The sequence below is a fragment of the Paenibacillus terrae genome (assembly GCF_000943545.1).
Classification (GTDB): Bacteria; Bacillota; Bacilli; order Paenibacillales; family Paenibacillaceae; genus Paenibacillus; species Paenibacillus terrae_A.
The window spans coordinates 12,034-35,890 of the sequence record NZ_JTHP01000007.1; the positions used below are offsets into that span (position 1 = coordinate 12,034).

Genomic DNA, 23,857 nt, shown 5'->3' on the forward strand with positions numbered 1-23,857 from the left:
CAGAACAGGCAGCTAAGGGGTGGCGATGACACTGCTTTGGTATGACAGCAGTTGGCTGAACGCCCCCCGCTCCTCCTGCACCAATTGGCGGTAATTCCCCTGCTGTATAATCTCGCCCTGTTCCAGAACGACAATTTGATCGGCATGACGAATGGTCGACAGACGATGAGCAATGACGATCAGCGTCATTTGACCTTTCATCCGCTCCAGCGCCGCCTGGATATCGGCTTCATGCTCTCCATCCAGCGCACTTGTCGCCTCATCCAGAATGAGTACCGGAGGACGATGCAGGACAGCCCTTGCCAACACAAGCCGCTGACGTTCCCCTCCTGACAGACGAATGCCGCGATCCCCGATTACCGTATCCAGCCCTTCGGGCAATTTGGCAACAAACCCGTCTGCGGCTGCAAAATGTAACGCTTCCCATAACTGCTGCTCGCTCGCATCTGCATCCGCCAGCTTCAAATTTTCACGGACGGTGGCATGGAATAAAAAAGGGTCCTGCGACACATAGCCAAATGATTGCCGCCACTGTGGCAAAAGCTCGTCGTCCAGCACATGTCCGTCCATTTTAATCTGGCCCTGGGTTGGGCGTAAAAATCCCATCAGGACGTCAACCATTGTACTTTTGCCTGCGCCCGATTTCCCCACAATGGCCGTCATTCCCCGAGCGGGGATGAACAGATTTATTTGGTGTAATGCAAGCTCTGCTGTACCCTCATACCGATAATCCAGACCACTGCATTCAATGCCCGTGCGGAGATACAAGGGCTGGCGTGCAGATGCAGTTGTAGATGCAGATTCATGGGTTGCCGATAAATCGCTTGAAACGCGAGTCTCAAAGGTTGTAAGTGCGTTCAGCGATGGATCTGAGAAAGCTTCGCATTCCTGCTGTACCTTGGTCACACTTTCAAAGGCAGACAGCATGGACATGATATATTCCAGACTCGCTTGAATAAGGGCAAACCTTGGCCATAAGCGGGAAAATATAAGAATGAGCACAATCAATTTTTCAGGAGAGACATGTAGCCATTGCAGTGACACAAACATGATGCAAGCAACAAATACGGCAGCCGCTGTGCGATGGAAAAATTGTGTAGTGGCATTTTGCCGGACAAACTGGGTTGTATTGTCCTCCATACGTTGGGTCAAAGAGCGAAACCAGTCTATATTCGCGGCTTCCAGCAGATTGCTTTTAATATCCTTCATCCCGTTCATATGGTCGGTAATTCCGGCAAAATAAATCTGCGATAGCTCGGTGGTACGGTCGCCCAGTTGTTTAGCGTTTTGAATGGACCTGCGAAACACGACAAACAGCCCCAATCCGCATAGAAACACCAGTCCGGTTAAAGAAGGAGACAGCCAAAAAGCCAGTGCAATCTGGATCAGCGTAAAAATAACGGCTGTGGCGAGCTGAAGGAGCAGATTGGTTCCCTGACTGACACGCGCCAGCTCGGTTGTCATCACATGGCTGAAATCAGACTTCCGCTGACGCAAATAAAAAGTCCATTGAGCCTTCATAAAGGAGGTATATACATCTATTCGAAGGGAACGCATGAATCGTTGCTGAATCCGCGAATTCAGAATGGACTGGTAACGCTGAAGCAGAGCCTGCCCTATGAGCAGCAACGCAAAAAGCAGCAGCATTCCCGGCAACAGCCAGCTTTTAGGGATGTTTGACAAGAAAAGATCAAATCCGCCTGACAGGAAGGGTATCCCTCCATGACCGCCAAATATGCCGATAGCCGCCAGCATGGGAACAAGCATGTAAATACCCAGTCCCTCCAGCAAGCTGACGATGATCATACAACCAATATTGAGAAATAACGCACCGCCGTTCACGGCATACAGCTTAGTCATGTATAATCGCAGGTGGTACATAATGCACGCTCCTTATCAGGTCAGTGCTTTGAGAGTCGCCGTTTTAGCCAGAGAAATGGACGTAGAGGGATGTACAGAAAATGCAGCTGGCGAGGCAGCGGTAAAACCGCCGGATCGCCCGTAGAAGGAAGCAAACGGCTTATCAGGTACATCAATCGGTGGCTCGGCCCCTTTAGGGAGAGCAAATAGGATCGACTGGTTGGCTGGTGGGTAGCTGGTTCGGCTACCGGGTACGCCGCGGGTACGCTGGCCTGAATGAAGTCCAGCGCGCTCAGCGCGAGCCTGTGCGCCAGCCGTGTAGCCGCTACCTGACGCAGCGGCTCCGGTATCGAGGTGCCCAGCAGCGCGGCGGCGAGCGCCCAAGCCTGCCCGCCCGCAGGCAGGCCCCCATATCGGCGCATCATCGGCAGAAGCGCCTCCCAATCGACGGCGCGTACCGCAAGCCTGTCGATGTCCACCAGCCAGCGCAGCCTGAACCAGCCGTGACGTGCCCCGTGTGCGCTGAGGTACAGAAACTGGTGCTCGCTGCCAAGCGTGTACACACAGGGTACTCCTGTGGCTGTGACTTCACCGATTTGCCTGTGTTTCCACAGGTCCTCAAAAGAAGGTTCTCCGCCTGCATCCGGGTGGAGCCGCCAATGCAGCTCTATCTCTACCCGCTTATGCGGATGAAGAAAGGATGCATGATGGTCCTTCCATTTCCAACTGCCCAGGACACGCGCTTCTCCGCTTTTGGGTACATACCCGGCTTCCTGCATCCAATGCTCAGCCTGATCCATGTCGTCCGGGGCAATGAGTAAATCTACGTCCTTGGAGGTACGCAGGGAAACATCCCCGTACAATTGCTGCGCCAAGGCAGGACCCTTGAGCATAAGTACACGGATGCCATGATTCATGAGCAGCCCGGTCACCCGCCCAGCTTCCGCTTGCAGGTGCAACATACGCAGGGTGTTCCGGTGATATTGCGCCTGAAGGTTGCGCAGCAATTCAGCGGGGATGGCCGGATGATTTATTCTTTTCAGCTGGAGATATACTGCAGGTACCACCCGATGGTGTTCTGCCAGCCGCAGCAAGCGGGCCCAATCCAATCCATACAGAGCAGCAGCATCGACTGTATCCAGCCTTGGAGTGGCGTCTTTTCGCAGTAAAAAGAGCAGCAGTGTTAATTCCTGATCCTCATTCCAGCGGTCAGGTTTCAGAGCAGTATGGGTGGACATGCTTTCAGCAATCTTCGTATTTGGGTCCGTCACAGCACGCCTGCCGAAGGTGCCCACTATGGTAAACGCCCCCATCTCCCGTTCGCCCGTAACATAAATCGGTCCACTCCGCACCCAGGCATGTGCCGCCAAACGTCCCGCATCATTCTTGGCTGTGCCAAGATACAGTGTGCAGTCCAGCTTTCTGCGACCAAGCAACGTCATTGCGGCAGCAGCCTGCACAAGACAGCTACTGCGCCAAGGGGTATAACGGCTTGCCAACTCCACCGCATGTGAAATATGCCGAACGGCTTGCTTCTGCCGGGCATCACACTCCCAAGAGGTTTCTTCCATCCGTATTCCCCAGCCGCGTGCATAATCTTCAAACGGACGATGCTGGTGAAGACGCGCCCATCCCAGTTGCAGCCAGGCTTCCGGCAGCAGTCTCCTGACCTCCGGGGATAGACGGCGAAGGCGTTGAACCCACATTTTAAACCGTCTCCCGCAGAAGCTTTAGCAGTCCTTCCCGCTCCAGTTCAGTCACAAAGGTATGTACCTGCTGTCTGCACCGTTCCTCGTCCACTTCATATTCTTCCGTCAGAGCAGCTACGATCTCCCCGAGTGAAGGGCAGGATTCAGCCAGTTCCCAGATTCGTCCTCCCGTGAAGCCGAGATTATAATATTTTCCTGTGTTGATGCTCATCATGACCTTTTCCCCGTCCATGTCACTGACATAGACTTCCTCACCGTGAATAACACGGTCATGATCCTTCATCGAATGAGTAGCTGCCATAGCTGTTTTCCTCCTTACGAATGATATCAAGTACCCGATCTACAACCTCGGACGCGGTAAAAGCAGAGCTATCCCTCAGTAGTCGCCAGCCCTCCACCTGCCGGGCCATCCGGGCTGCCGTTCCAAAATGCCATTCACCCAGACTCATTCGCGGAATGATCACCCTGCGATATGTATGAAGCAATAACGTATGCAAGAACTCCAGCATGTTCAAGGGTTGTTCCGTAACCGCCGCCAACTCCCCTTCACGTTGGAACTCACGGTTGGGAGACTCTGCCACCAGCTCGAATACACCTCCCAAGGGAAGCGGTTTGTTGTGGAAGTAGTCCACTCTCGGCACGGCATATTTATTCAGCTCACCTGTAAGCTTACGCAAATGTCCATTTTTGAGCATCGCAGGATTTCCGTCCATTAAAGCAAGCCCGTGATTACTTTTGCGTGCATGCTTGTTTCCCTGTAAAGCCTTCAGATGGAGCAAGCTTTCCAGACCCAACTTTTGCTGCGGGTAAGCCGGATAGACTATGGTTTCGGAAGCCGTAGCTTGCATAGCAATAACATCATCACTGACCATCCGATACCCTGCCTGTGTAAAAGCAGCAGCCAGCGTTGATTTTCCTGCTCCAGATTCGCCCACGAAAGCATAGGCCCTGCCTCCGATCACTACTGCACTCCCGTGAATAGGCAGTATCCGTCTTTGCATCAGAAGGACACCCATACATGTGCCCAGCATAAACAACCGCACCGTATCCGGATCAGCGCCAGAGTAAGAACATACTTCAATTTCCCTGCCCCCCCTGACGGCGTAAATGGCTGTGTCCGGTATATGGAACATAAAGTGCTCACCCTGCATCACAAAATTAGCCTGCTCCAGCTGATCGCTCCATGCTGTCAAATCAGCCTGACGAATGACCACATCCTCCACCGCTCCCGGCGCTGCGGGTATCAATTCAGGCAGGTACAGCTCGCTGGCAAGTTTGAGTCCAAAGGCTGTATACATCGTCAGGTTAACATGGGTACTCCTGTCATGCACGATAGGACTCACTCCCTCTGCCCTTTAAAAATCCCGCCTTTATTTCTTCGAGCAAAGCCTCCAACCCCCAAGAAATAAAGACGGCTGTGTATTGAATAATTGCCACTCTCTAGCTTGGGTTATACAAATCGGCATCGTGGTCAGATACCCAGTCAATCTGTTTCCAGCCCTTACCCGCCATCGTCTGGTTAATATCCAGCACCTCTATGGTTGGCTCTTGCCATTCTTTTTTACTCATGTCATCACCTCCCCTCCAACGAACGACGTATCTGTCTGACCGGATAGACTGGATCAGTTAAATCCGCGTATAAAACGGTACACAATCAGACTGTGCATCAGCAGCCGTATGTTGGGATCGGACGCCTGCTCCGGTCGCGGTTGACGAAACTTCGCCATAGCCGTTTTAATGACATCGATATTGAGAAATTCGGCGGCATGTAAATCATGGCACAGCAGTTGAAGTTCCCCCATAAACGTCTCCCAGCAGGGGAGCATACGGTGCAGCCAATCCGCAGGCTGGACACCGCGTACACGCTGGTTTAACCGGACATCATCGGGCAAATAATCCCGCATGGCTCCGCGAATAAGTGCGCGATCCCGGCCGTTTTGCACGTATTGCTCAAAGGGCACCGACAGGCAAAAGCGGATCACCCGGCTGTCTCCGGTCGGATCACGTTCCCACAGTCCGTAACGCAGCGACAGTTTGGTCGCAACCACACCATTTTTGTTCGCAATCGCCAAATTCGTGAACTTCTCTTTTCTCGCCTGATCTGCATTCTTCATCCACCCGGTTCCGCTCAAAGTCGGAATGTCCTCCACATTCATCCGCTTGGCAAACTCCGGGTGAATGAGCGAAGGAAGCGGACTCCGATTACCGCCGCGTAACCAGGAACGAGAATCGAGCGAGATCGCTTTTTTCAGCATCACGGGTAATAAATGCGATACTCGCCTTCCGGTCAGCTTGCTGTACTGCCACAATCCCTGAAAAGATTGCAGCCAGTGCAAACGAAGAAGCTGACGGGCATAATAGTCCAGCGCAGGCCCCCACGAAATGGTAAAATTTCCTCGCGCTCCGGTTAGCAGCACACCCACATTTTGTTCCTGTGCTTTTTCATAAAAGCCTCTGATCCAGAACGAATTTTCAAAATATTTATAAGGAGCTTCCATCAATTCCAGCCAGATATCAATTTCTGAAAATGGGCTTTTCCCCTCAAAATCCAGGTAATTTTCGTGAATGTTGCCCACATATCGAGCCGTGGATTGGATATAAGCCCGTTCATTCGCCAGCAGTGTCGATGGTGTCCAATCCGTAAAATCCTGTACGGGCACATAGCTGTACGCATGAAGAGGCTTTTGCTGCAATCGCAGCGACGGCGCGGCAAAGCTGGCAACCGCACCGGAATCTAGACCGCCACTCAAGGCCGCTCCCACGCCACGATGCGTGCGCAATCTGGCATTCACCGCCTGTGAGAATACCTCGCGAAAAGCCTCCACGTAATCGCCGCCGGTTTTGAGCCGCAGCGGCTCCACATTATCCAAAGAAGCATATTTTTGGATGGTTGACTTTCCCTCCTCCATGGTGAACCAATGGGCGGGCGGGAGCTGGTTTATATGCTTGTAGCCAGTAGTCCCAATATCGATGGATTCCTGCATGGCGCGGATCGACAGAAATTCCGCCAGCCACGGCTCATGCAATTCTTTTCGCAGGGAAGACAGCGTCAGAAGAGGGGCTACTACTGTACTGAATGCAAACCCTCGGTCATGTTGGTATGTATACAGCGTGCGGCTTCCTGCCATATCACGAGCGCCATATAATCTGTGCCGCCCGGCATCCCAAATGACAAAGGCAAAATCGCCTATCAGATAGCGGGCCGCGTCGAGCGCCCATTTGTCGTATGTCAGCAAAATCAACTCACTGTCCGTGATATCTTGCCGCCGTTCCTGTCCCACCCCCAGCCGTTCAAACAGCTCGGAACGATTGTCAATAATCGCATCCGCCGTGATTGCCAAATTCCGTTCCTCGTCATAGAAAGGGAGACGCTCATGGACGGATTCCGGTGTCACATGCTGCGCGTGGCAGCCCAAGAAAATGGAACCCTCACACCAGGCACAAACGCGGTCGGCGGGATATTTTCGCAGAACTTGCATCATTTTACCGCCTTCTTCGGTGCATACGGGCTCATGTCCAAAGCTGTATATTCCAGCAATCGCACTCACGTTTTCCCCCCTTTTTCTTTTTCCATACCCGATAACGCTACGGATGCCCAGCGACCCAGCTGACGGGCAAAGGGAATACGAGATCGGAGCCGTTGATTTCTGCGTTGGTAGGTTTGGAGCTGTGCGATAAGACGATTCCGCTCCTCATAGCTATGTGCCAGCCTGTTTTCCAGCGATTGGAGCCGTCTATCATTTACAACCTGTACAACGTCCTGCTCTAGAGAATCATGAAGTGCTGGTTTCTGCCCTGCTTTTATTATGAATTCCCTGTTATCCGCATCCTTCTCTTCCAGCATCCGATAAGCGTTCTTCCACTCAAAGCCGCTTTGCTGGAGAAACTGGCTCGTACGCCGACTTAGTAGCTCCACATCGGCTTCCTCTTCAAACCTTACCCCGGTGATATGCTCGGCCTGCTCCAGTGCTTCCCCGTAGCCAAGCTGTGTAAACATACGAGCTCCGATGCTTCTGCAATACAGCTCGATTTCCTTTTTGTTCAACAGATGTTGCCAGCTATGTACCGAGTCCTGATGCGTCTGTTCATGCTCCCCCACGAACGGATCACCCGCTCCCATGCTGTAAAACAGACTGGATTTAGGCGTATCCGCAAAATCCCCATACTTTTCTATACCTGGTTCATAATCGACACCCAGAAAATCGCACAGCCTCCCGATCTCCACCGCCGGATTGGCTACAAGTTGCTCATACACAAGCGGGTATGCAAGCGGATGAGGCGTGGCAAAATAATGTGCATAACGGAACAAACCGACCGTAATATCCGTCATTTTCATATTAAAATTCGGGCTTTCCAGCTCCTCCAGCAGATGAAAGCGTTCGCCGCGCATCTGATTAACTTTTTTGAATGAAGCCGCGATAGATAAAGGATTACGGATAAGCCATACCCTGCGGGCTGCCGGGAAAAGACGGTCTATAAATTCCAGCACCGTATAGTAACGCGGGGATTTGTCGATAACCATATTTGCGTTAGTCCCTTCAAGCAGACCGTTATAGATCTCAAGTGCATACGACCGGGAAGCCTGCTCCAATACGTGCGGAGGAACCATACCGTTAAAAAATTGCCGGATAATTCCAGTCCCCCCATAGGGACGTGTTTGCGACTGGGGAAGATCATGCAGGCTGAGCAGGAACCACATTTCCTGCGTGGCAAACAGGCGGGAGTGGTTTTGCAAAATGGTAGTCACTAGCGAGCTTCCACTTCGGGGGACACTAAGCAGGAAAACCAGTCCCTCGCCTTGCTTATCAATCAAGGAAACTCCTCCTCTACCTCTGCTCAAGACATTTAACAGATACATTACGTATTTTATTATAAATTTATGATACATATTGTATCTTGTCAATCCCTTTGACGGATAATTTCTGTACATGACGCTCATGTTAATCCATAACTACATCTACAGGTGCATCATTCCGTCTACTCCGTTTCCATGTACATTTTTTCGAGTTCAGCTTATAAGAGGTTAAAAGAAGGAGCGTAGCACTATGGGACAAGCTGTTAAAGGCATCATTACCATCGAAGGTCTGGAAATTCCTATCACCAATCCGGATAAACCGCTGTGGCCCGAAGCTGGTATCACCAAAGCGCTGTATCTTCGCAAGCTTGCGGTGCTGGCCCCTTTTCTGCTCAAATATAGCCACAACCGTTTGCTAACCGTCATCCGTTGGCCGCACGGCATTCACGGGGATTTTTTTTACCAGAAAAATGCCCCGCAGCCCCGTCCGGGCTATATCGAGACTTTCCTGCATGACGGCATTGAATATATGGTGCTTGGTACGCTACCGCAACTGCTATGGCTCGGCAATCAGGCGGCGCTGGAGTTTCACCCATCCCTGCATCAAGCGGGCAGCACGCTGCCGTGTGAATGGATGATTGACCTTGATCCGTCCAGAGAAGTGGAGCCACGCATTATGGAAGCGGCGTCCATCGTCGGGGAGGTGCTGGCTTCGCTTGGTTTGCAATCTGTACCCAAAACGTCCGGGGCCACGGGTGTACAAATTATCGTCCCAATCCGCACAGGCATCACCTTCGACGAACTTCGCAGCATCGGTCTGCTGGTGGGACAGTTCGTGACCGAAAAACACCCGCACCTGTTCACACTGGAACGGTTAAAAAAGGATCGGGGAACCGCTATCTATTTTGATTATTTGCAGCATTATCAAGGAAAAACCCTGGCCGCTCCCTATACCCCGCGGGCACGCCCTGGCGCTACGGTGTCCACCCCACTGACATGGGACGAGGTGCGACAAGACGTATCGCCACTTGACTATCATTTGCTGAATATTGAGGAACGGCTAAATCAGGTGGGCGACTTGATCGCCAAGATCCCTCCCCAGCCCATCGAGGATGTTCTCAAGCATATGCGCACCAAATAAAAAAGGGGACGAACTCCACAGCCGTAAAATCGACCGAGGAATCGTCCCCTTGCGCTAGTGTATTCCTTTTTTCTTAAAGCGTCCGCCCTTCACATCATGAATGTTACCAATTGCCACAAAGGCATGCGGGTCCCAATCTTCAACGATGTTCTTCAGCTTCGCTTCTTCCAGACGGGTGATGACGACGAAAATGACTTTCTTGCTTTCACCTGTAAAGCCGCCCTCACCTTCCAGATAGGTTACGCCCCGTCCAAGACGGTCCGTCAGGGCATCCCCGATGTCACGGTATTTTTCACTAATAATCCAGACCGATTTGGACTGATCCAGACCTTCGATGGTAATATCAATCATTTTCATCGCAATATAATAAGCAATCATGGAATACAGGGCATTCGGCCAACCGAATACAAAGCCTGCGCTGCCCAGAATGAAGATGTTAACGAAAAGTACGATCTCACCGACCGAAAAAGGAGTTTTTTCACTGACGAGAATAGCTACGATCTCTGTTCCATCCAGCGAGCCGCCGGACCGGATGACGAGACCTACCCCAACGCCGAGAATGACACCACCAAAAATAGCGCCCAACAGCGGTTCGCCAGGGGTTAACGCATTTACACTGTGAAGTAACGTGGTTCCGATGGACATCACGATAATGCCGAATAATGTGGATAAAGCGAAGGTTTTACCGATTTGCTTGTAGCCGATAACCAAAAAGGGAAGGTTCAACAGGGTCAGGAAAATGCCGAGTGGGTAGCCAGTAATCTTGGAGGCCATAATGGAAATACCTGTGACCCCACCGTCGATAACGCCGTTAGGAACCAGGAAGATTTCGAGGCCCACTGCCATGAGCGCTGCACCGAAAATAATCATGGCTGCACGCTGAAACAGGCGTTTTGCTTTGTTTTTAGGATTGGCTGGAATTTTGCTGATCTTGGTCAACTCTCCGGTCACATCTGTGATCTCAGACAGATTGTGGACTTCCTTGCTCACTACACTCATATATAAATCCCCCCGTTACAGTATGGTATTATTGGACCGAAAAAGGGGCTGCGATCCGCAGTCCCTTCTCCTTTACCGCGCTTGTGTTATATGAATACTATACCATAAAACAGTGATTTTGCGCAAAAAAGTTAGCAAAAAGCACATAAATCTCAATAAAGCGGGATTATATTGATAAAAACGGCGAAAACCGCCTTTAAAGGAGCGGAGAGAGCATGCGAGCCAGAATTTCAGCTGTTTTCTGTAATCGTGGCCGTCTGCGGAACACCTTTAAATCAATGTGCGAGGAGTTGGACAGGTCCTCTTCAAAATCGGCCGAAAGGTGTTCCAGCGCTGACCGGGCAAAGAGTACAGCGGTCAACTCAAAATTATAGAAAAAGCTGCGCATGTCCATATTGGCAGTCCCGACCGAGCCGAGCAAATCATCCACAATGATGATTTTAGCGTGAATAAATCCTTTACGGTATTGATAGAACTCCACACCCGCCTCCAGCAGCTCTTGCACATAGGACAGGGACGCCAGATGCACCAGCTTTGAGTCCGATTTGTATGGAATAATAATTCGCACATCTACGCCGCTGACCGCCGCCAGCTTAAGCGCTTCATAAATCCCCAGATCGGGAATAAAATACGGCGTGGTAATCCAAATCCGCTTCTTGGCAACCGCCAGCGCACCAAAGCACATTTCCTGAATCGTATCCCATACCTGATCGGGACCGCTGCTCAAAATCTGTACTTCCTCATCTCCTTCACAAGTATGCGGCGGAAATAAATTCTCATCCATCAGCCGTTCCCCGGAGGCCAGCTTCCAGTCGCTCAAAAAAGCATTTTGCAGAAAATAGACGCTATCTCCCTCAATCTGCAAATGCGTATCCCGCCAAAATCCCACCTTGGGGTATTGGCCGAGATAATCGTCGCCCACATTGATTCCTCCAACAAACCCGATCAGTCCGTCCACCACTACGATTTTACGGTGGTTACGGTAGTTAATCCGGCGATCCAGCGTTGCGAAAAACGGGGGCAGAAAATAATGAAACTCTACACCTGCCTCACTACAGGCACGAATAAAAGAATAGGGCAGATTGTAGCTCCCCACGCCGTCCACCACGAATCGAACCTTCACACCCTCGCGCGCCTTGCGGATCATGACCTCCTGAAACCGGGTACCGATGTCGTCCGCCCGGAATATGTAAAACTCTACATGGATATGATGCTGCGCCCGTTCCAGCGCCGTCAGCATCGCCTCGAAGGTTTCCTCCCCATTCGTTAGCACACGTGTGCGATTGCAGCCGGTCAACGGATTTTCCGACATACGGATGAGCTGGTTAAAGAGACGCTCTTGTTGCTTGAAATGAGGATTATGCATTTGTTCCACATTCTCAATCACCCTCGATTGCGACCATAGGCGCTCGCGGAATTCACGAAACAGCTGTGATCCCCCTTTTCGCACCATTTTGCGCTTCTTATAATCCTGTGCAACAAAGTAGTACACGACAAAGCCGATAAGCGGGAAGCAGAACAAAATAAATAGCCAGGCTACCGCCTTGGACGGCTTGCGAAATTCAAAGAGCAGGATCGTCCCGGTCTGAAAAATAAAAACAATTAAAACCAACAGCAACCACAGCATGTCTAAGCCTCCTTATACATCTACGTTTTATACCAAGCTCCAATTTTTTTGACATGTTTGCCCCTTAAGCTGAATAGATAGTAACCAAGCACTATAGTATAGGAGCGATGTCCGGAAAGGAGCGATTATGAAAAAAGGAAGCCTAAATCGCCGGATGACCTTGCTCGTCATTCGAGATGCACAGCAACCGCCCAAGCAGCTACAATGCTCTACAGCCGCTGTCATTCTCGTCCCAACCCTTGTGATCGCGTCCATCTCTACACTCGTGATCGGGCTGCAAATCCGTTCTTCCCATATTATCTCCCAAATGGAAACGAATCTTGCTGTCCAGAGCTTGCAGATGGAGGTTACGGTAGCGGACAAGGATGCGGCAATCGGGCGACTGCGCCGCGAAGTGATGGAGCTGACGAATCAGGCCACCAGTATTCGCGAACGCCTCCAGCGTGTAACGGAACTGGAGCAGCAAATGCAGCAATTTATCCGTAAATACGGAAAATCCTCTGCCACCAGTAGCAGCAAAGCAGCCATGACCCCACTCTCCTGGGATGCCTCCGGCTATACCGGGGGCGAATTGATTACAGTACATGAAAATACAGCCATGCTTACTCGTCAAGCCATGGATGATTTTCAGGAAATCGAATCCCTGCTGGACACGGTAGAGCGCACGGTTCCCCGCTCTATTCAGCAGGCGAACGCCGTACAGCAGAACCTTGAGCAGAAGCAAGCCGCACAGTTGCTCCAGACCCGCAGACTGGCGCTTGCCGAACAAGGCAAGCCTTCGGCCTGGCCTGTCAGTTCACGCCAGATGACCTCCAGCTTCGGCTATCGCAGCGATCCGTTTACGGGCAAATCGGCTTTCCATTCGGGCATGGATATTGCCGGACAAACGGGGGATCCCGTCTATGCCGCAGGAGCGGGCACCGTGCTGGAGGCAGCCTCCAGCGGGGCACGGGGCAAGTGCATTATCATCCAGCATCCTGACGGATTCCAGTCCTGGTATATGCACCTGAGCGGTATGCAGGTGACTCCGGGGGAACGAGTCCGTAAAGGGCAGACCATCGGCCTTCTGGGAAGTACGGGAAGAAGCACGGGGCCTCATCTTCATTTTCAGATCGTCAAGCATAGTCAGCCTGTCGATCCGTTACTGTATGTACAATAAAGGATTGGAGGAAAACAACATGTTCAAGGACTCCAAAAAAAAGCTTTCCGCTCCTGCGACCGATACGCTGTTGGCTAACGGCACCAGCTTTGAAGGTACGATTGAGGCTGAGGCCAATATTCGGATTGATGGCCATTTTCAGGGCGATATCCGCAGCACTCGCACCGTTGTAATCGGGGAATCTGCTGTCGTGCGTTCGGATATCATCGCACGAGACGTCATCCTGGCCGGCAAGGTATTCGGCAGCATCACCACAGAGGGACGGCTGACGATCACGCCTACGGGCGAACTGTACGGAAAGGTAGCCGTCGCCGCGCTGGTCATCTCCGAAGGCGGCGTACTGGACGGTACGAGTCAGATGATCCGCACGAAAGACGCAGAACCGTCTGCTTCAACTGACGATTCTGATCTTGAAACACAATCCGGTACTCGCAAAGACAGAGATACCAGTCAAGCGACCCTGCAATCAGAGACGGGATAATTCCATTTACTCCATCCTATCCTTCATTCATTCCATCATATCCTCTACCCTGTGTTCCAAAAATAAATGATACACCTTGCGTATCACTATTTTAGCGCACATGTAAAGCGGAATAACCAAAACGATACCCAAAATGCCGAGCAAGTCACCACCGACCAATAACAGTATGACGACAGTCAGCGGATGAATATCCAGTTGCTTGCCAAACACAACAGGTGACAACCAATTGTCCTGAATTTGCTGGGCAGCGATCACGACGACCAGCGACCAGATCGCCATGGAAGGTGATTCAAGAAACCCGATAATGACGACGGGTATGGAAGCCGCCACAGCCCCCACGTAGGGGATAAAATTAAGAAAAACCGAAATGACCGCGAGCAGCAAGGCGTAAGGCAGACCGATAATTAGAAAGCCAAGGAACATCATAATACCCAGCGCGACATTTATCAGCACCCGACTCACGATAAAGCTGCTGAGCGCACTGTCGATATCCTCCATGACCTCCAGCGCGTCCTTGTGATATTTTTTAGGAAAGAAGTTTAGCATTTTGGGACCAAACTTGCTCCCCTCCTTCAGCATGTAATAGAGCAAAATCGGAAAGGTAGCCAAGACGATAAAAAAGTAGGATACGAACGATACCAGCTTAACCGAATAATCGGACAGAGCTGAAAAAGCCTCATTCAACGTATCCGACAGTCGTGACAGCGGATCTTCCCCCGGAGGCAACACTTGTCTCAAGGATTGATTATGCCGCCATTGGCTCAATTGATCAACAAGACTGCTAATGAGCTTCGGCGCATTTTCAAATAAATTCGTTACCTGATCACGCAATGTAGGCCATACACCCCATGAGAAAATAAACAGCAGCGCGGCAATGACCAGATAAATCAGCAAAATGGAGACGGGACGCTTGATTTTTCTTCGTTCCATCAAATCTACCACTGGCCTCAATAAATAGTAGAAAAAAAAGGACAGCATCAACGGTACAACCAGCAAGCTGACCAGAGATACGATGGGGCTGAATATAAAACTTACTTTGGTGCCCAAGTAAATGATGAGCAAGAGCATGACAATACCTGTAGTCAGGCGAAAAAAACGATTATTGGGCAGCATATCATGCAGCACCCCCTTCTGATCTGTTTCTCTCTACCTCTTTAAACGCAAAACGACCCTATTGATTGATTCTTGCTGAAAATAAGTTGCAATATACCCCGGCACGCAGAATCTGTAGTGGTAATTGTATAGATACAGCTCCAAAACAGCGCAAAAAGGACGTGCAAATGGATGGATAGCCATTTAACACGTCCTTTTTTGCTGCTTTCAGAATATTGTAAAATCCTCGTGTTATAAAAATCAGATCGAACCAGAGGATCGGGTTTAGGTTGAAACATCCCGTTTTACAAAAACTACCCAGGCAATTGCGATAAAAACTACATAATAGGTGGCCAGCACGGTGAGCGAGAAGGCCAAACCAGAACTTACCGTGCCCGGCGGCATTTCGAGATATTTTTTCAGGTCCATATGCGTAAACAGCACGTATTTGGTCCATTCATAACGATCTGTACTAAACAAACCGATTGAATTATAGATTGTTTTGGTGAACATCATGAACAAAGACAGGCCAATCGCCAAGGCGCTGGAACGAAAAACAGCGGACAGCATAAAAGCAAAGGCGATGGTCACGAATAGAGCGATATAGCTGTACAAGAAGTTCAGTGTTACATAAGAAATCGGATCACTGAACGGCGGAATCGAACCGGCTGGCGTATCTTTGGATAACATCAGCCAAGAGGACAGCGTAACCATCGCTATTAAAATGAACGTTCCAAGCAAACTGAACAGGATGACCGATATATATTTGGACAAAAGAATTTTACTGCGGGTCCAAGGGCGGATAAGCAGCAGCTTGATGGTTCCCCATGTAAATTCACCCGCCACCGAATCAGCCGCTATAATGACCGTAAACGTCGTATTGAGGAAAAATGTAAACATCGCCGTCAACACGATACCATCCCACACGCTGACCTGATCGGAAACCAGGGCAATCAGCATCGGAATCACAGCCGTGATGACCGCCAGCAGCCCTAGCATAATCCACGTCCGTACACGCAAGTAAATTTTAAGATTTTCGTTATGTACCAGCTTGAAGAAGTCAGCCAATGGACCCGCCTCCCGTCACTTCCAAGAATTGATCTTCCAACGTACGGGCCACCGGACGAATCGCATATACCTTGACTCCATTTGCAGCCAGAAGGCTGTTCATGTCTGCTATCTGCTCCCGCTCCAGATGCAGCAGCAGTTGGTTGCCTTCGACGCGCCCTGCTCCGGCAAGCGCATAGGCTTGCTGGGGATCATTCACTTCAAAAGCAATTTCCGCCGTCTGGGCTTCTTCACCTGTGCTCTTCAGTTGCTTGATGTCAATCAGCCGTCCGCTTTGGATAATGGCGACACGGTCGCACATCAGTTCCATTTCGGACAACAAATGACTCGATACAAATACTGTAATTCCCTCGCTCCGGCTCAACTGTCGCAAATAATCCCGCAGTTCGCGGATACCCTGCGGGTCTAATCCGTTGGTCGGCTCGTCCAGCACGAGCAGCTTCGGCCGATGCAAGATCGCCTGTGCTACCCCGAGTCTCTGCCGCATTCCGAGCGAGTAGGTTTTGACTTTATCGTGAATCCGGTTTCCGAGTCCTACCAAACGGATCGCCTCATCTATGCGCTCCTTGGTAACCCCTGGTGACATTCTCGCAAAATGCTGCAAATTTTGATAGCCGGTCAGAAACTTGTACATTTCCGGGTTCTCAACAATCGCACCGACGTGGGAAACCGCCTTTTCAAAATCGGTTTTGATGCTGTCTCCACAAATATGGATATCGCCCTTGCTGATCGAAATCAGGCCAACCATCATACGAATGGTGGTTGTTTTTCCCGCACCGTTCGGTCCGAGGAAACCAAATACCTGCCCCGCTGGAACCTCCAGCGTCAGATCGTCCACAATCGCTTTTGAGGAAATGATTTTACTCACACCCTCCATACGTATGACGGGAAGCTGTCCTGTCGCTTTCTGCATGCTATGAAACTCCTTCCATCCGGAGTGAAGCTCTATTCTATTTTGCTGTTCATTTCCGGTTTTGGAAGTATTGTACCATATTTAACCTGTTAGAAACACCGCGTCCTATCTATTCCTTATGCTTATATATCCAGAGCACCCGCCACTCTTCACCTTCCTGCGTCACATAACAAGGCTGTACGATATCAAAAGTGCCGAACCGAGTCTTGTAATGCTGGGTAACCGTAATGCGATACGCCTTTCCCAACTCGTCTCCACTCTGCTCTGTGCGAATATCATATTCAGCCTGCGGCTCGCTCAGCTCGAACGTGAACGTATCTGTCCCCATATCCTGCATAAACACATGCGCACGCTGCTGTACATACGTGGATTTTTCAAATCTCTTCTTCATTTGTGAATGAAAAAGTTCCCAGGAGTCTCCGAAATTACCTGCTTGCTCCATCATATAGAACTCATTCAGCGCTTCTAACGCCTGATCGCCCTCACCCGTAGACATCACCCCGCCCAGACCCAGCCACAGTAGCCATAACAGTCCACATATCAATGCAAAATACAGCAGCTTGCGGACAAACGCGGAAGCCGCCCTTCTTTTGAACAGCACAAATCGCTCCTCCCCTCAGTTGCACATTCTACTGGATACTACAGATGTATGTGGGACAAGCCTGGTTTAGAAGAGAATAACGGGTGGGGTGACCTCCTTACAAGCCACCCGATTGCATTAGACAAGCCTAAGGTGATATCGCTGTGGTAAGCAAATGCTTCTCCATCAGTCCACGGATACGCTGGCGTTCCTGATCATCCACGATGTAATAATACACTCCGTTGATTTTGGTTCCATGGCCCTTCAACTCAACCATATCCGTCTGCCGTAGAGACGGGCCGATCCGGGTCAGGAAGGTCGTCATATCATCAAAGGTAATATCCGTGCGGATCTGCTCCCCCGCTGCCTGCAATATCGGTTTTACCTTTAGCAGTCCTTCCTTGCTGATCGCCTGTGCGACAATTTGCTTGAGCAGCTCCCGCTGGCGGGCATTTCTCCCGAGGTCCCCACGCGGATCATCAAAACGCATCCGCGCATAGGACAACGCCTCAGTCCCGTTCAGCTTCAAGCTGCCCTGCGCAAAATGATGGCCCTCATATTGAAAATCGAGCGGATTGTTAACCGCGACTCCCCCCAAAAGGTCAACCATTTTCGCAAACCCTTCCATGTTCATTTGCACATAGTAATCCATCGGATGATTCAAGAAATGCTCTACCGTACGGATCGACATGTCCACGCCGCCGAAGGCAAAGGCATGATTGATTTTGTCCTCACGTCCTCTGCCGATCAGTTCTGTTCGCGTATCGCGCGGGATGTTGAACATCAATACAGTGCCTTCGGCGGGATTAACGGACAGGACGATCATCGTATCCGAGCGCCCCCGATCATGGGGACGCTGGTCCACCCCCAACACAAGTACGGTGAACGGCTTGAATTGGGATATGGCCGCCGGATTGGGTGTACCCGATTCGTTGCTTGTTACTGCCGGGCGTCCCCCTCCGCCTGCTGCAAGGGTAGAAATCACAGCGGGCTGCACGATACTCCGCGGATGGTACATGGCATTTGCCGCCGTTTGAACCGAATGATATACATAAGCGGTGTAAGCACCAGCACCTACTATCAATAATGCAGCGGCCCCTAATGTCATTTTCAGCCATCGTTTCATACAGAGTCTCCCCTTTACGGGTTCATTACAGACCGTTGACGAACCATATCCATATTGTTCATCTGCGGCCTGCCGACAGAATAGTATGCAAAAGCGGACTGTCTGATCTGCTCCTCACTGTACACATTGCGTCCGTCGATCATAATGGGATACTTCATAAGCTCGTTTAGCTCACCCAGCCCCACCTCACCAAATTCCTCCCACTCCGTCAGCAGACACAGCGCGTCGCATCCTTCTGCCGCTTCTCGTGCGCTATCGGCCCATGTCACTTCCGAGCTGTCCAGCAATCTGCGGAAGTTGGCGGTGGCGACCGGGTCATATGCACGTATTTGCGCCCCCGCTTCCAGAAGCGACTGCATAATATCCAGCGCTGGAGCATCTCTTACATCATCTGTATTCGGCTTGAACGCCAGCCCCCATATGCCAATCGTGGCTCCTTCCAGATCACCCAGCGCTTCTTCCAGCTTGCGTAACACATTAAAGCGCTGCCCCTGATTCACTTCCACCACCGATTTCAGCAGCTTGAATTCATAATCCACATTGCCCGCAATTTGGATCAATGCCTGTGTATCCTTGGGGAAACAAGAGCCGCCATAGCCGATGCCTGCGGACAAAAAAGAGGAACCGATCCGCTGATCCAGCCCCATGCCGTGTGCCACACGCGTAACGTCTGCGCCCACTTTTTCACAAATATTCGCAATCTCATTAATAAACGAAATTTTAGTCGCCAAAAAAGCGTTCGACGCGTACTTGATCATCTCTGCCGAACGGATATCTGTGGTCAATATATTTGTCGTCAGCGGCTCATGCAGCGTACACAGCACAGCGGCGACATGAGGGTCGGATGCCCCGATCACGATGCGGTCCGGCTGGAGCGTATCTGCTACCGCCGAGCCTTCGCGTAAAAATTCAGGAACCGAAGCCACACCAAAAGAGTAGCTCGTGCGGCTCGCGATCAGGCTGTGAATACGATCATTGGTTCCGACAGGCACCGTGCTTTTGGTGACAATCACTTTGTAGCCATTCATGGCGTCTGCCACCTCGCGTGCGGCTCCTTCAATATAGGACAGGTTCGCTTCCCCGCCCGGCAACGAAGGTGTACCCACTGCCAAAATAACAATCTCCGCTCCCTCTACCGCAGATGCGGTATCTGTTGTAAAGGTCAGGCGTCCCTGCTCGACATTATCCTGGATCAAGCCTTTTAAGCCCGGCTCATAAATCGGTACTTTCCCTTCATGAAGCTGACTAATTTTGTCCTCATTCTGGTCGACACAGACGACCGTATTCCCGAGCGCGGCAAAACAGACTCCCGATACCAGTCCGACATACCCCGCACCAATTACACATAGCTTCAAAGTAGCTCCCCCTTTTACATGCTGTCTCGCTACATTACGCTTACACCAGCTTCACTTCTCTACGCCTCTCCCTGCATGCCGATTATGATGGAGCGTAAGCCGTTTGTTCCGCCGATAGGATTTGAGAAATCGGTATACATACACCGGATTGTTATAGGCGTATCTCTTCCATAACCGTTTTGGCTCGCTGATCAGGCGGTACAGCCACTCCAGCCCCAGCCTTTGTATCATTAGCGGCGGTCTGCGAACCTTTCCGGTGATATAGTCAAAGGCCGCTCCTACACCAATCATCACGCCACGGATGCGGTCTTTGTTACGATACATCCATATTTCCTGCTTCGGACAGCCCAAGCTGACGAAGATGATATGCGCGCCTGACGCATTAATGTCATGAATAATCTGCTCCTCCTCATCCGGCCGAAGCTCCCGAAATGGCGGTGAAAAGCCACCCACGATGCGGATTCCTGGGTAGTCCTGCTCCACCCTTTCCTTCAAGCTGTCCAGCGTATCCGGCGTGCTGCCGTAAAAATAGATACTTAATCCTGTCTGCGGCGCGCGTTCGCACAGCTTGAGCATCAGACTGGGGCCGTCCACCCGGTCCTGACACTCAAATCCGTACAGCTTGAGCGCCCATACCAGCGGCATACCATCCGGGGTACACAAATCTGCACGCGCAAGTGCTTCATGGAACTCGGATTGATTTCCGGCTGTAACAATGGAATGTGTGTTGCAGATACATACATAGCTGTCCTTGCGCCCGACGGCCCACTGCTCCACCGTGTGTACTGTTTCCTGAAACGTAAGCGCCGCAATATCTGCGTCCGCAATCCTTCCGACTCTATACTGGGGCAGTTGCTTCATAAGCACGCTCCTCTATCGCCTCGTTGTATATGGCCATCAGTTGCTCGTAATTCACTTCTTCCGTGTAGCGTGCAGCATATATTTCCGATACCTTCTGTCTCATGGCTGGATAGTTTTCATAGGCTGTCGCACGACGGATTACGGCACTTATATGTTCCATATCATCATGTTGAAAATGGAACCCGGTTACTCCATCCTCCACCACTTCCTCCAGCGCCCCGATCCGGCTGCACAACACCGGGGTTCCCACGGAATAGGACTCTACGATGGTCATGGGAAAACCTTCATACCAAATGGAAGGAACCATGACATACATGGCCCGGCTCATGCAATCCAGCACCGTGTCTCCATCCTGCTTGCCGAGAAAACGGATGTCCTCCTGCGGATATGCGGCAGCCAGTTCAGCCTTTTCCGGGCCATCCCCGATGATGACCAGTCTCAAGTCGCCCCGATCTTCCACCTGTATCCAGGCTTGCAGCAGATTACGCACCCCTTTTTCAGCAGAGATCCGCCCCACAAACAACAAGTAACGATCATCCGGGTCATACACGGCTTCCACCTCTTTACGTTGGATGAAATTTGGCTTCACCGCGATACGATCCGGTGGAATGCCACTTTCAGCAAATTTCTCCCGCGCAAACTCGGTTAGCGCAATATATCGACTTACTTTGTGCTGCCATGTGCCGATCAGATCGTTGAACTTGATCATCGCCGCCACCGGAATCGTCTGTAGCTGTGAGTCCCGGTAGCACCCGTGGCGGATGGAATGCAGCAAGGTGCCGTGCAGGCATTTTTCACAAACCTCATTCCCTCGCATAAAGGTCGCCGCCGGACAAATCAGCCTGTAATTATGCAGCGTCTGGACGACCGGAATCCCTAATCGTTCACAGGCATGATAGACGGAAGGCGAAATAACCGGAAAAAAGTTATGCACATGCACCACATCCGGCTTCACCCGCAGAAGCAGCTTTTTGATTCTTTTAAACTCTGGCAGGGACCATGCCGCCTCCACTGCCAGCTTTGCCATGTTAATCAGCCCTTTGCTTTGGATGCTGTCGTTATGCACATAATAGTGCTCTGTCTCTATCCCCCTGGAGCGCAGCATAGCCAATTCCTGCTCAACAACCTTGTCTTCTCCCCCGCTTTGCTGATAAAAGTTGTGGATGACCAGCACCTTGCCCACCGTTTTTTGGTTATATTCACGTCGCTGGACAGGGTTGGCAGTATCCACTGGTGATGAGTTTTCAGGCTGAGGTGCCTCTCCCTGAATATGAGGATGGATCAGACTTGAAGCTTGTTCGCGCACTGGGGACCTCGTCTGTATGCTGATTTGTTTGCTCACGTGGCTGTCCCTCTTTCCTGCCCGGATTGCATAGGATGGTGCATAGGCTGCATCGGTTGTATCCGTGAGTGGCTTAGCATTTCCTCTGCAATACGATCCCACGACATACGCTCGACTGTAAGAAACGCCTGCTCCGCCATACTTTGTCGCAGCTCAGCATTGTCCAACAATTCAGAGACTCGACTCACCCATTCCTCCTCTGAAAAGCTTCTCAGGATCACTCCGCTCACCCCGTCCTCGATCAAGGTAACCGAACCGCCATTTACCGAAGAGATAATCGGGACGCGAAACAGCATACTTTCCAGCAGCACCATACCGAAAATATCGTAATGAGTCGGGAACAGCATCACATCCGCCGCTCCATAAATCTGCCACAGATGCCGCTGCTCCACTTTTGGAAAATGCAAAATACTGTCCGTCAGCCCAAGCTCATGGGCATAGGCCCAATAGCGATCCGTATCCGCTTTACGTCCATCCCCGACCATTAACAAAAGGCAACTGGGATGCTTTTGAAGTACCTTTTTGAACACGCCTAGCATAAAACGTATATTTCTCCGCTCCTCCAGCACGCCGACATACAGTAGCACCGGACGATCCCCGAGCCGCCTCAGCTCATCCGCGACCTCAGGATTTTTCTCCCGGCCTTCGCTTTTGTCGTTGCCGCTGTTGTCATTGTTGTCATTGTTGAACTTTCCCTCCACTTTGCTGCGGTCCAGTCCAACCCCAAGGGTGACGACGTTGTGAAAGCCTTTATCCTCCAGATAGCGCTTGGCAAGATCAGATTTGACAAAGGTACAGCGTAAAGACTTTGTCACCTTCGGCAGTAGCAGGGTATCGTACAATCTTCGGATCAGCGCATATGTGTTATCGCGGTACGGGCCATGATACAGCACCAGCTTTTCGGGACATTTGCGGGAAAGCAGATAAGTCATGATCTGGTTGTATTCTGTGGAAATGACCCAATCATAAGCAGCCAAAAACGAATGATTGAGGACATCCCTGTAGATGCTGTTGCTCAGGAACTTAAACCCGTGGAGCCAGATGATGCGCAATGTGCAGCCTTCGTGACGGTATACCTGCTCCAGATGGGTTTCCTTGTGGTCGTTGTAGTAGACAATGTCGCAATCGAAGCCTTTCCGAACGAGTGCTTTACCCAAGCCGACTTCCTGCAAATTGTATGAGGCCCCGTTCACCTTGCTGGCAAAATTGCGAAGATACAATATTTTTTGAATCATCATTAGGCTCCTGCCATTTCATATTGGGTGAGTTATGGGGCGCGGAGGGTTTAGAGACCGCTACGCACTCCATTTGATCTTCCGATCGCTGTTGCAGTGGGATTCTTGGATGATATAAAACATTCCAAGGTAAGAATCCCACTGCAAAGGCGAACGCTAGCGCTTCTTCAGATTCAAATGGACCGCTTCGCTGCTGACCACCGTGTCCATAAAGTCACCCTAATTTAAAAAAAGGGAACTCAGGGCATGAAGTGCCCCGCTACGCGGGTTACGCGGTCGGATGCACGCCCAGCACGATATGGAGATAAGAGCTACTTGAATACGTTATTTGCCGATAAGAACAGCTTGACGGCTTTGAAGGATAGGAACTGCTGGGCGAGTGCTATGATGACTGTTACCTGCCTGACTTGATTACGGCAAGCCGTTGCCAGTCTGAGTTAATGCTGGCAGCACAGCACTCCAGCATCAAAGCCAACACAGTACTCCGCCATCGCGCCCTAGCCCACGGGTAGTT

General features: G+C 51.0%; 21 protein-coding genes and 1 pseudogene. 3 read left to right on the forward strand and 19 right to left on the reverse strand.

Going from position 1 to position 23,857, the window contains the following annotated elements; translation table 11 throughout:
* Positions 1 to 12: 12 nt before the first annotated feature.
* From QD47_RS05615 to QD47_RS05640, 8 genes and pseudogenes are all read right to left on the reverse strand, one after another.
* Entirely contained in the window at positions 13 to 1,881 is a 1,869-nt protein-coding gene (locus QD47_RS05615; RefSeq protein ID WP_044645189.1) for an ABC transporter ATP-binding protein, read from the reverse strand.
* A gap of 20 nt (positions 1,882 to 1,901) precedes the next feature.
* Entirely contained in the window at positions 1,902 to 3,098 is a 1,197-nt protein-coding gene (locus QD47_RS05620; protein ID WP_044645287.1) for a nucleotidyltransferase domain-containing protein, read from the reverse strand.
* 6 nt (positions 3,099 to 3,104) lie between these two features.
* A pseudogene (locus QD47_RS33870) lies at positions 3,105 to 3,566 on the reverse strand (lasso peptide biosynthesis B2 protein); the annotation flags it as partial.
* A 1-nt stretch (position 3,567) separates the two neighbouring features.
* The gene (locus tag QD47_RS05625) at positions 3,568 to 3,870 is read right to left on the reverse strand and encodes a lasso peptide biosynthesis PqqD family chaperone (protein WP_044645190.1); all 303 of its coding nucleotides are present in this window, start codon (positions 3,868 to 3,870) and stop codon (positions 3,568 to 3,570) included.
* Positions 3,839 to 4,900 (reverse strand): phosphoenolpyruvate carboxykinase (ATP), encoded by a 1,062-nt coding sequence (locus QD47_RS05630; RefSeq protein WP_044645191.1) that lies wholly within the window; start codon positions 4,898 to 4,900, stop codon positions 3,839 to 3,841. Before QD47_RS05630 ends, QD47_RS05625 begins: the two co-directional genes overlap by 32 nt.
* Positions 4,901 to 5,009: 109 nt before the next feature.
* Entirely contained in the window at positions 5,010 to 5,138 is a 129-nt protein-coding gene (locus tag QD47_RS31455) for a paeninodin family lasso peptide (protein WP_013369856.1), read from the reverse strand.
* A gap of 53 nt (positions 5,139 to 5,191) precedes the next feature.
* Positions 5,192 to 7,117 (reverse strand): asparagine synthase-related protein, encoded by a 1,926-nt coding sequence (locus QD47_RS05635; RefSeq protein ID WP_044645192.1) that lies wholly within the window; start codon positions 7,115 to 7,117, stop codon positions 5,192 to 5,194.
* Positions 7,114 to 8,382: a sulfotransferase family protein gene (locus QD47_RS05640; RefSeq protein ID WP_044645193.1), complete on the reverse strand. Its 1,269-nt coding sequence runs from the start codon at positions 8,380 to 8,382 to the stop codon at positions 7,114 to 7,116. The genes QD47_RS05635 and QD47_RS05640 overlap by 4 nt, the downstream gene beginning before the upstream one ends.
* A gap of 232 nt (positions 8,383 to 8,614) precedes the next feature.
* Between QD47_RS05640 and ligD the strand changes: the two genes are divergently transcribed.
* The gene (gene ligD / locus QD47_RS05645) at positions 8,615 to 9,505 is read left to right on the forward strand and encodes a non-homologous end-joining DNA ligase (protein ID WP_044645194.1); all 891 of its coding nucleotides are present in this window, start codon (positions 8,615 to 8,617) and stop codon (positions 9,503 to 9,505) included.
* Positions 9,506 to 9,559: 54 nt separating this feature from the next.
* Here ligD and QD47_RS05650 read toward each other — a convergent pair whose 3' ends face one another.
* Both QD47_RS05650 and cls read right to left on the reverse strand, forming a co-directional pair.
* Positions 9,560 to 10,504, reverse strand: a complete 945-nt coding sequence (locus tag QD47_RS05650; protein WP_082067108.1) for a YitT family protein — start codon at positions 10,502 to 10,504, stop codon at positions 9,560 to 9,562.
* A gap of 196 nt (positions 10,505 to 10,700) precedes the next feature.
* Positions 10,701 to 12,131 carry a cardiolipin synthase gene (gene cls, locus QD47_RS05655; protein ID WP_044645195.1) on the reverse strand — a complete coding sequence of 477 codons (1,431 nt, stop codon included), beginning with the start codon at positions 12,129 to 12,131 and terminating at the stop codon, positions 10,701 to 10,703.
* Between the two features lie 127 nt (positions 12,132 to 12,258).
* On the opposite strand from cls, the gene QD47_RS05660 reads away from it, so the two are divergent.
* Together QD47_RS05660 and QD47_RS05665 are read left to right on the forward strand one after the other, a co-directional pair.
* On the forward strand, positions 12,259 to 13,290 hold the full coding sequence (locus tag QD47_RS05660) for a M23 family metallopeptidase (protein ID WP_044645196.1): 1,032 nt from the start codon (positions 12,259 to 12,261) through the stop codon (positions 13,288 to 13,290).
* A gap of 19 nt (positions 13,291 to 13,309) precedes the next feature.
* Positions 13,310 to 13,771 (forward strand): bactofilin family protein, encoded by a 462-nt coding sequence (locus QD47_RS05665; protein WP_044645197.1) that lies wholly within the window; start codon positions 13,310 to 13,312, stop codon positions 13,769 to 13,771.
* Positions 13,772 to 13,798: 27 nt separating this feature from the next.
* Here the strand turns inward: QD47_RS05665 and QD47_RS05670 are convergent, their stop codons facing one another.
* The 9 genes from QD47_RS05670 to QD47_RS05710 form a co-directional block, all read right to left on the reverse strand.
* Entirely contained in the window at positions 13,799 to 14,884 is a 1,086-nt protein-coding gene (locus tag QD47_RS05670; protein ID WP_044645198.1) for an AI-2E family transporter, read from the reverse strand.
* Positions 14,885 to 15,148: 264 nt separating this feature from the next.
* Positions 15,149 to 15,931, reverse strand: a complete 783-nt coding sequence (locus tag QD47_RS05675) for an ABC transporter permease (protein ID WP_044645199.1) — start codon at positions 15,929 to 15,931, stop codon at positions 15,149 to 15,151.
* Positions 15,924 to 16,844, reverse strand: a complete 921-nt coding sequence (locus QD47_RS05680) for an ABC transporter ATP-binding protein (protein ID WP_044645200.1) — start codon at positions 16,842 to 16,844, stop codon at positions 15,924 to 15,926. The genes QD47_RS05675 and QD47_RS05680 overlap by 8 nt, the downstream gene beginning before the upstream one ends.
* Before the next feature lie 109 nt (positions 16,845 to 16,953).
* Positions 16,954 to 17,445 (reverse strand): hypothetical protein, encoded by a 492-nt coding sequence (locus QD47_RS05685; RefSeq protein WP_044645201.1) that lies wholly within the window; start codon positions 17,443 to 17,445, stop codon positions 16,954 to 16,956.
* A gap of 127 nt (positions 17,446 to 17,572) precedes the next feature.
* Entirely contained in the window at positions 17,573 to 18,550 is a 978-nt protein-coding gene (locus QD47_RS05690; RefSeq protein WP_044645202.1) for an LCP family glycopolymer transferase, read from the reverse strand.
* 14 nt (positions 18,551 to 18,564) lie between these two features.
* Positions 18,565 to 19,905, reverse strand: a complete 1,341-nt coding sequence (locus tag QD47_RS05695; protein ID WP_044645203.1) for a UDP-glucose dehydrogenase family protein — start codon at positions 19,903 to 19,905, stop codon at positions 18,565 to 18,567.
* Positions 19,906 to 19,956: 51 nt separating this feature from the next.
* On the reverse strand, positions 19,957 to 20,766 hold the full coding sequence (locus QD47_RS05700; RefSeq protein ID WP_044645204.1) for a WecB/TagA/CpsF family glycosyltransferase: 810 nt from the start codon (positions 20,764 to 20,766) through the stop codon (positions 19,957 to 19,959).
* Positions 20,744 to 21,949 carry a glycosyltransferase family 4 protein gene (locus QD47_RS05705; RefSeq protein WP_152643772.1) on the reverse strand — a complete coding sequence of 402 codons (1,206 nt, stop codon included), beginning with the start codon at positions 21,947 to 21,949 and terminating at the stop codon, positions 20,744 to 20,746. Before QD47_RS05705 ends, QD47_RS05700 begins: the two co-directional genes overlap by 23 nt.
* Positions 21,950 to 22,104: 155 nt before the next feature.
* The gene (locus QD47_RS05710) at positions 22,105 to 23,343 is read right to left on the reverse strand and encodes a glycosyltransferase family 4 protein (RefSeq protein WP_044645205.1); all 1,239 of its coding nucleotides are present in this window, start codon (positions 23,341 to 23,343) and stop codon (positions 22,105 to 22,107) included.
* Positions 23,344 to 23,857 lie beyond the last annotated feature (514 nt).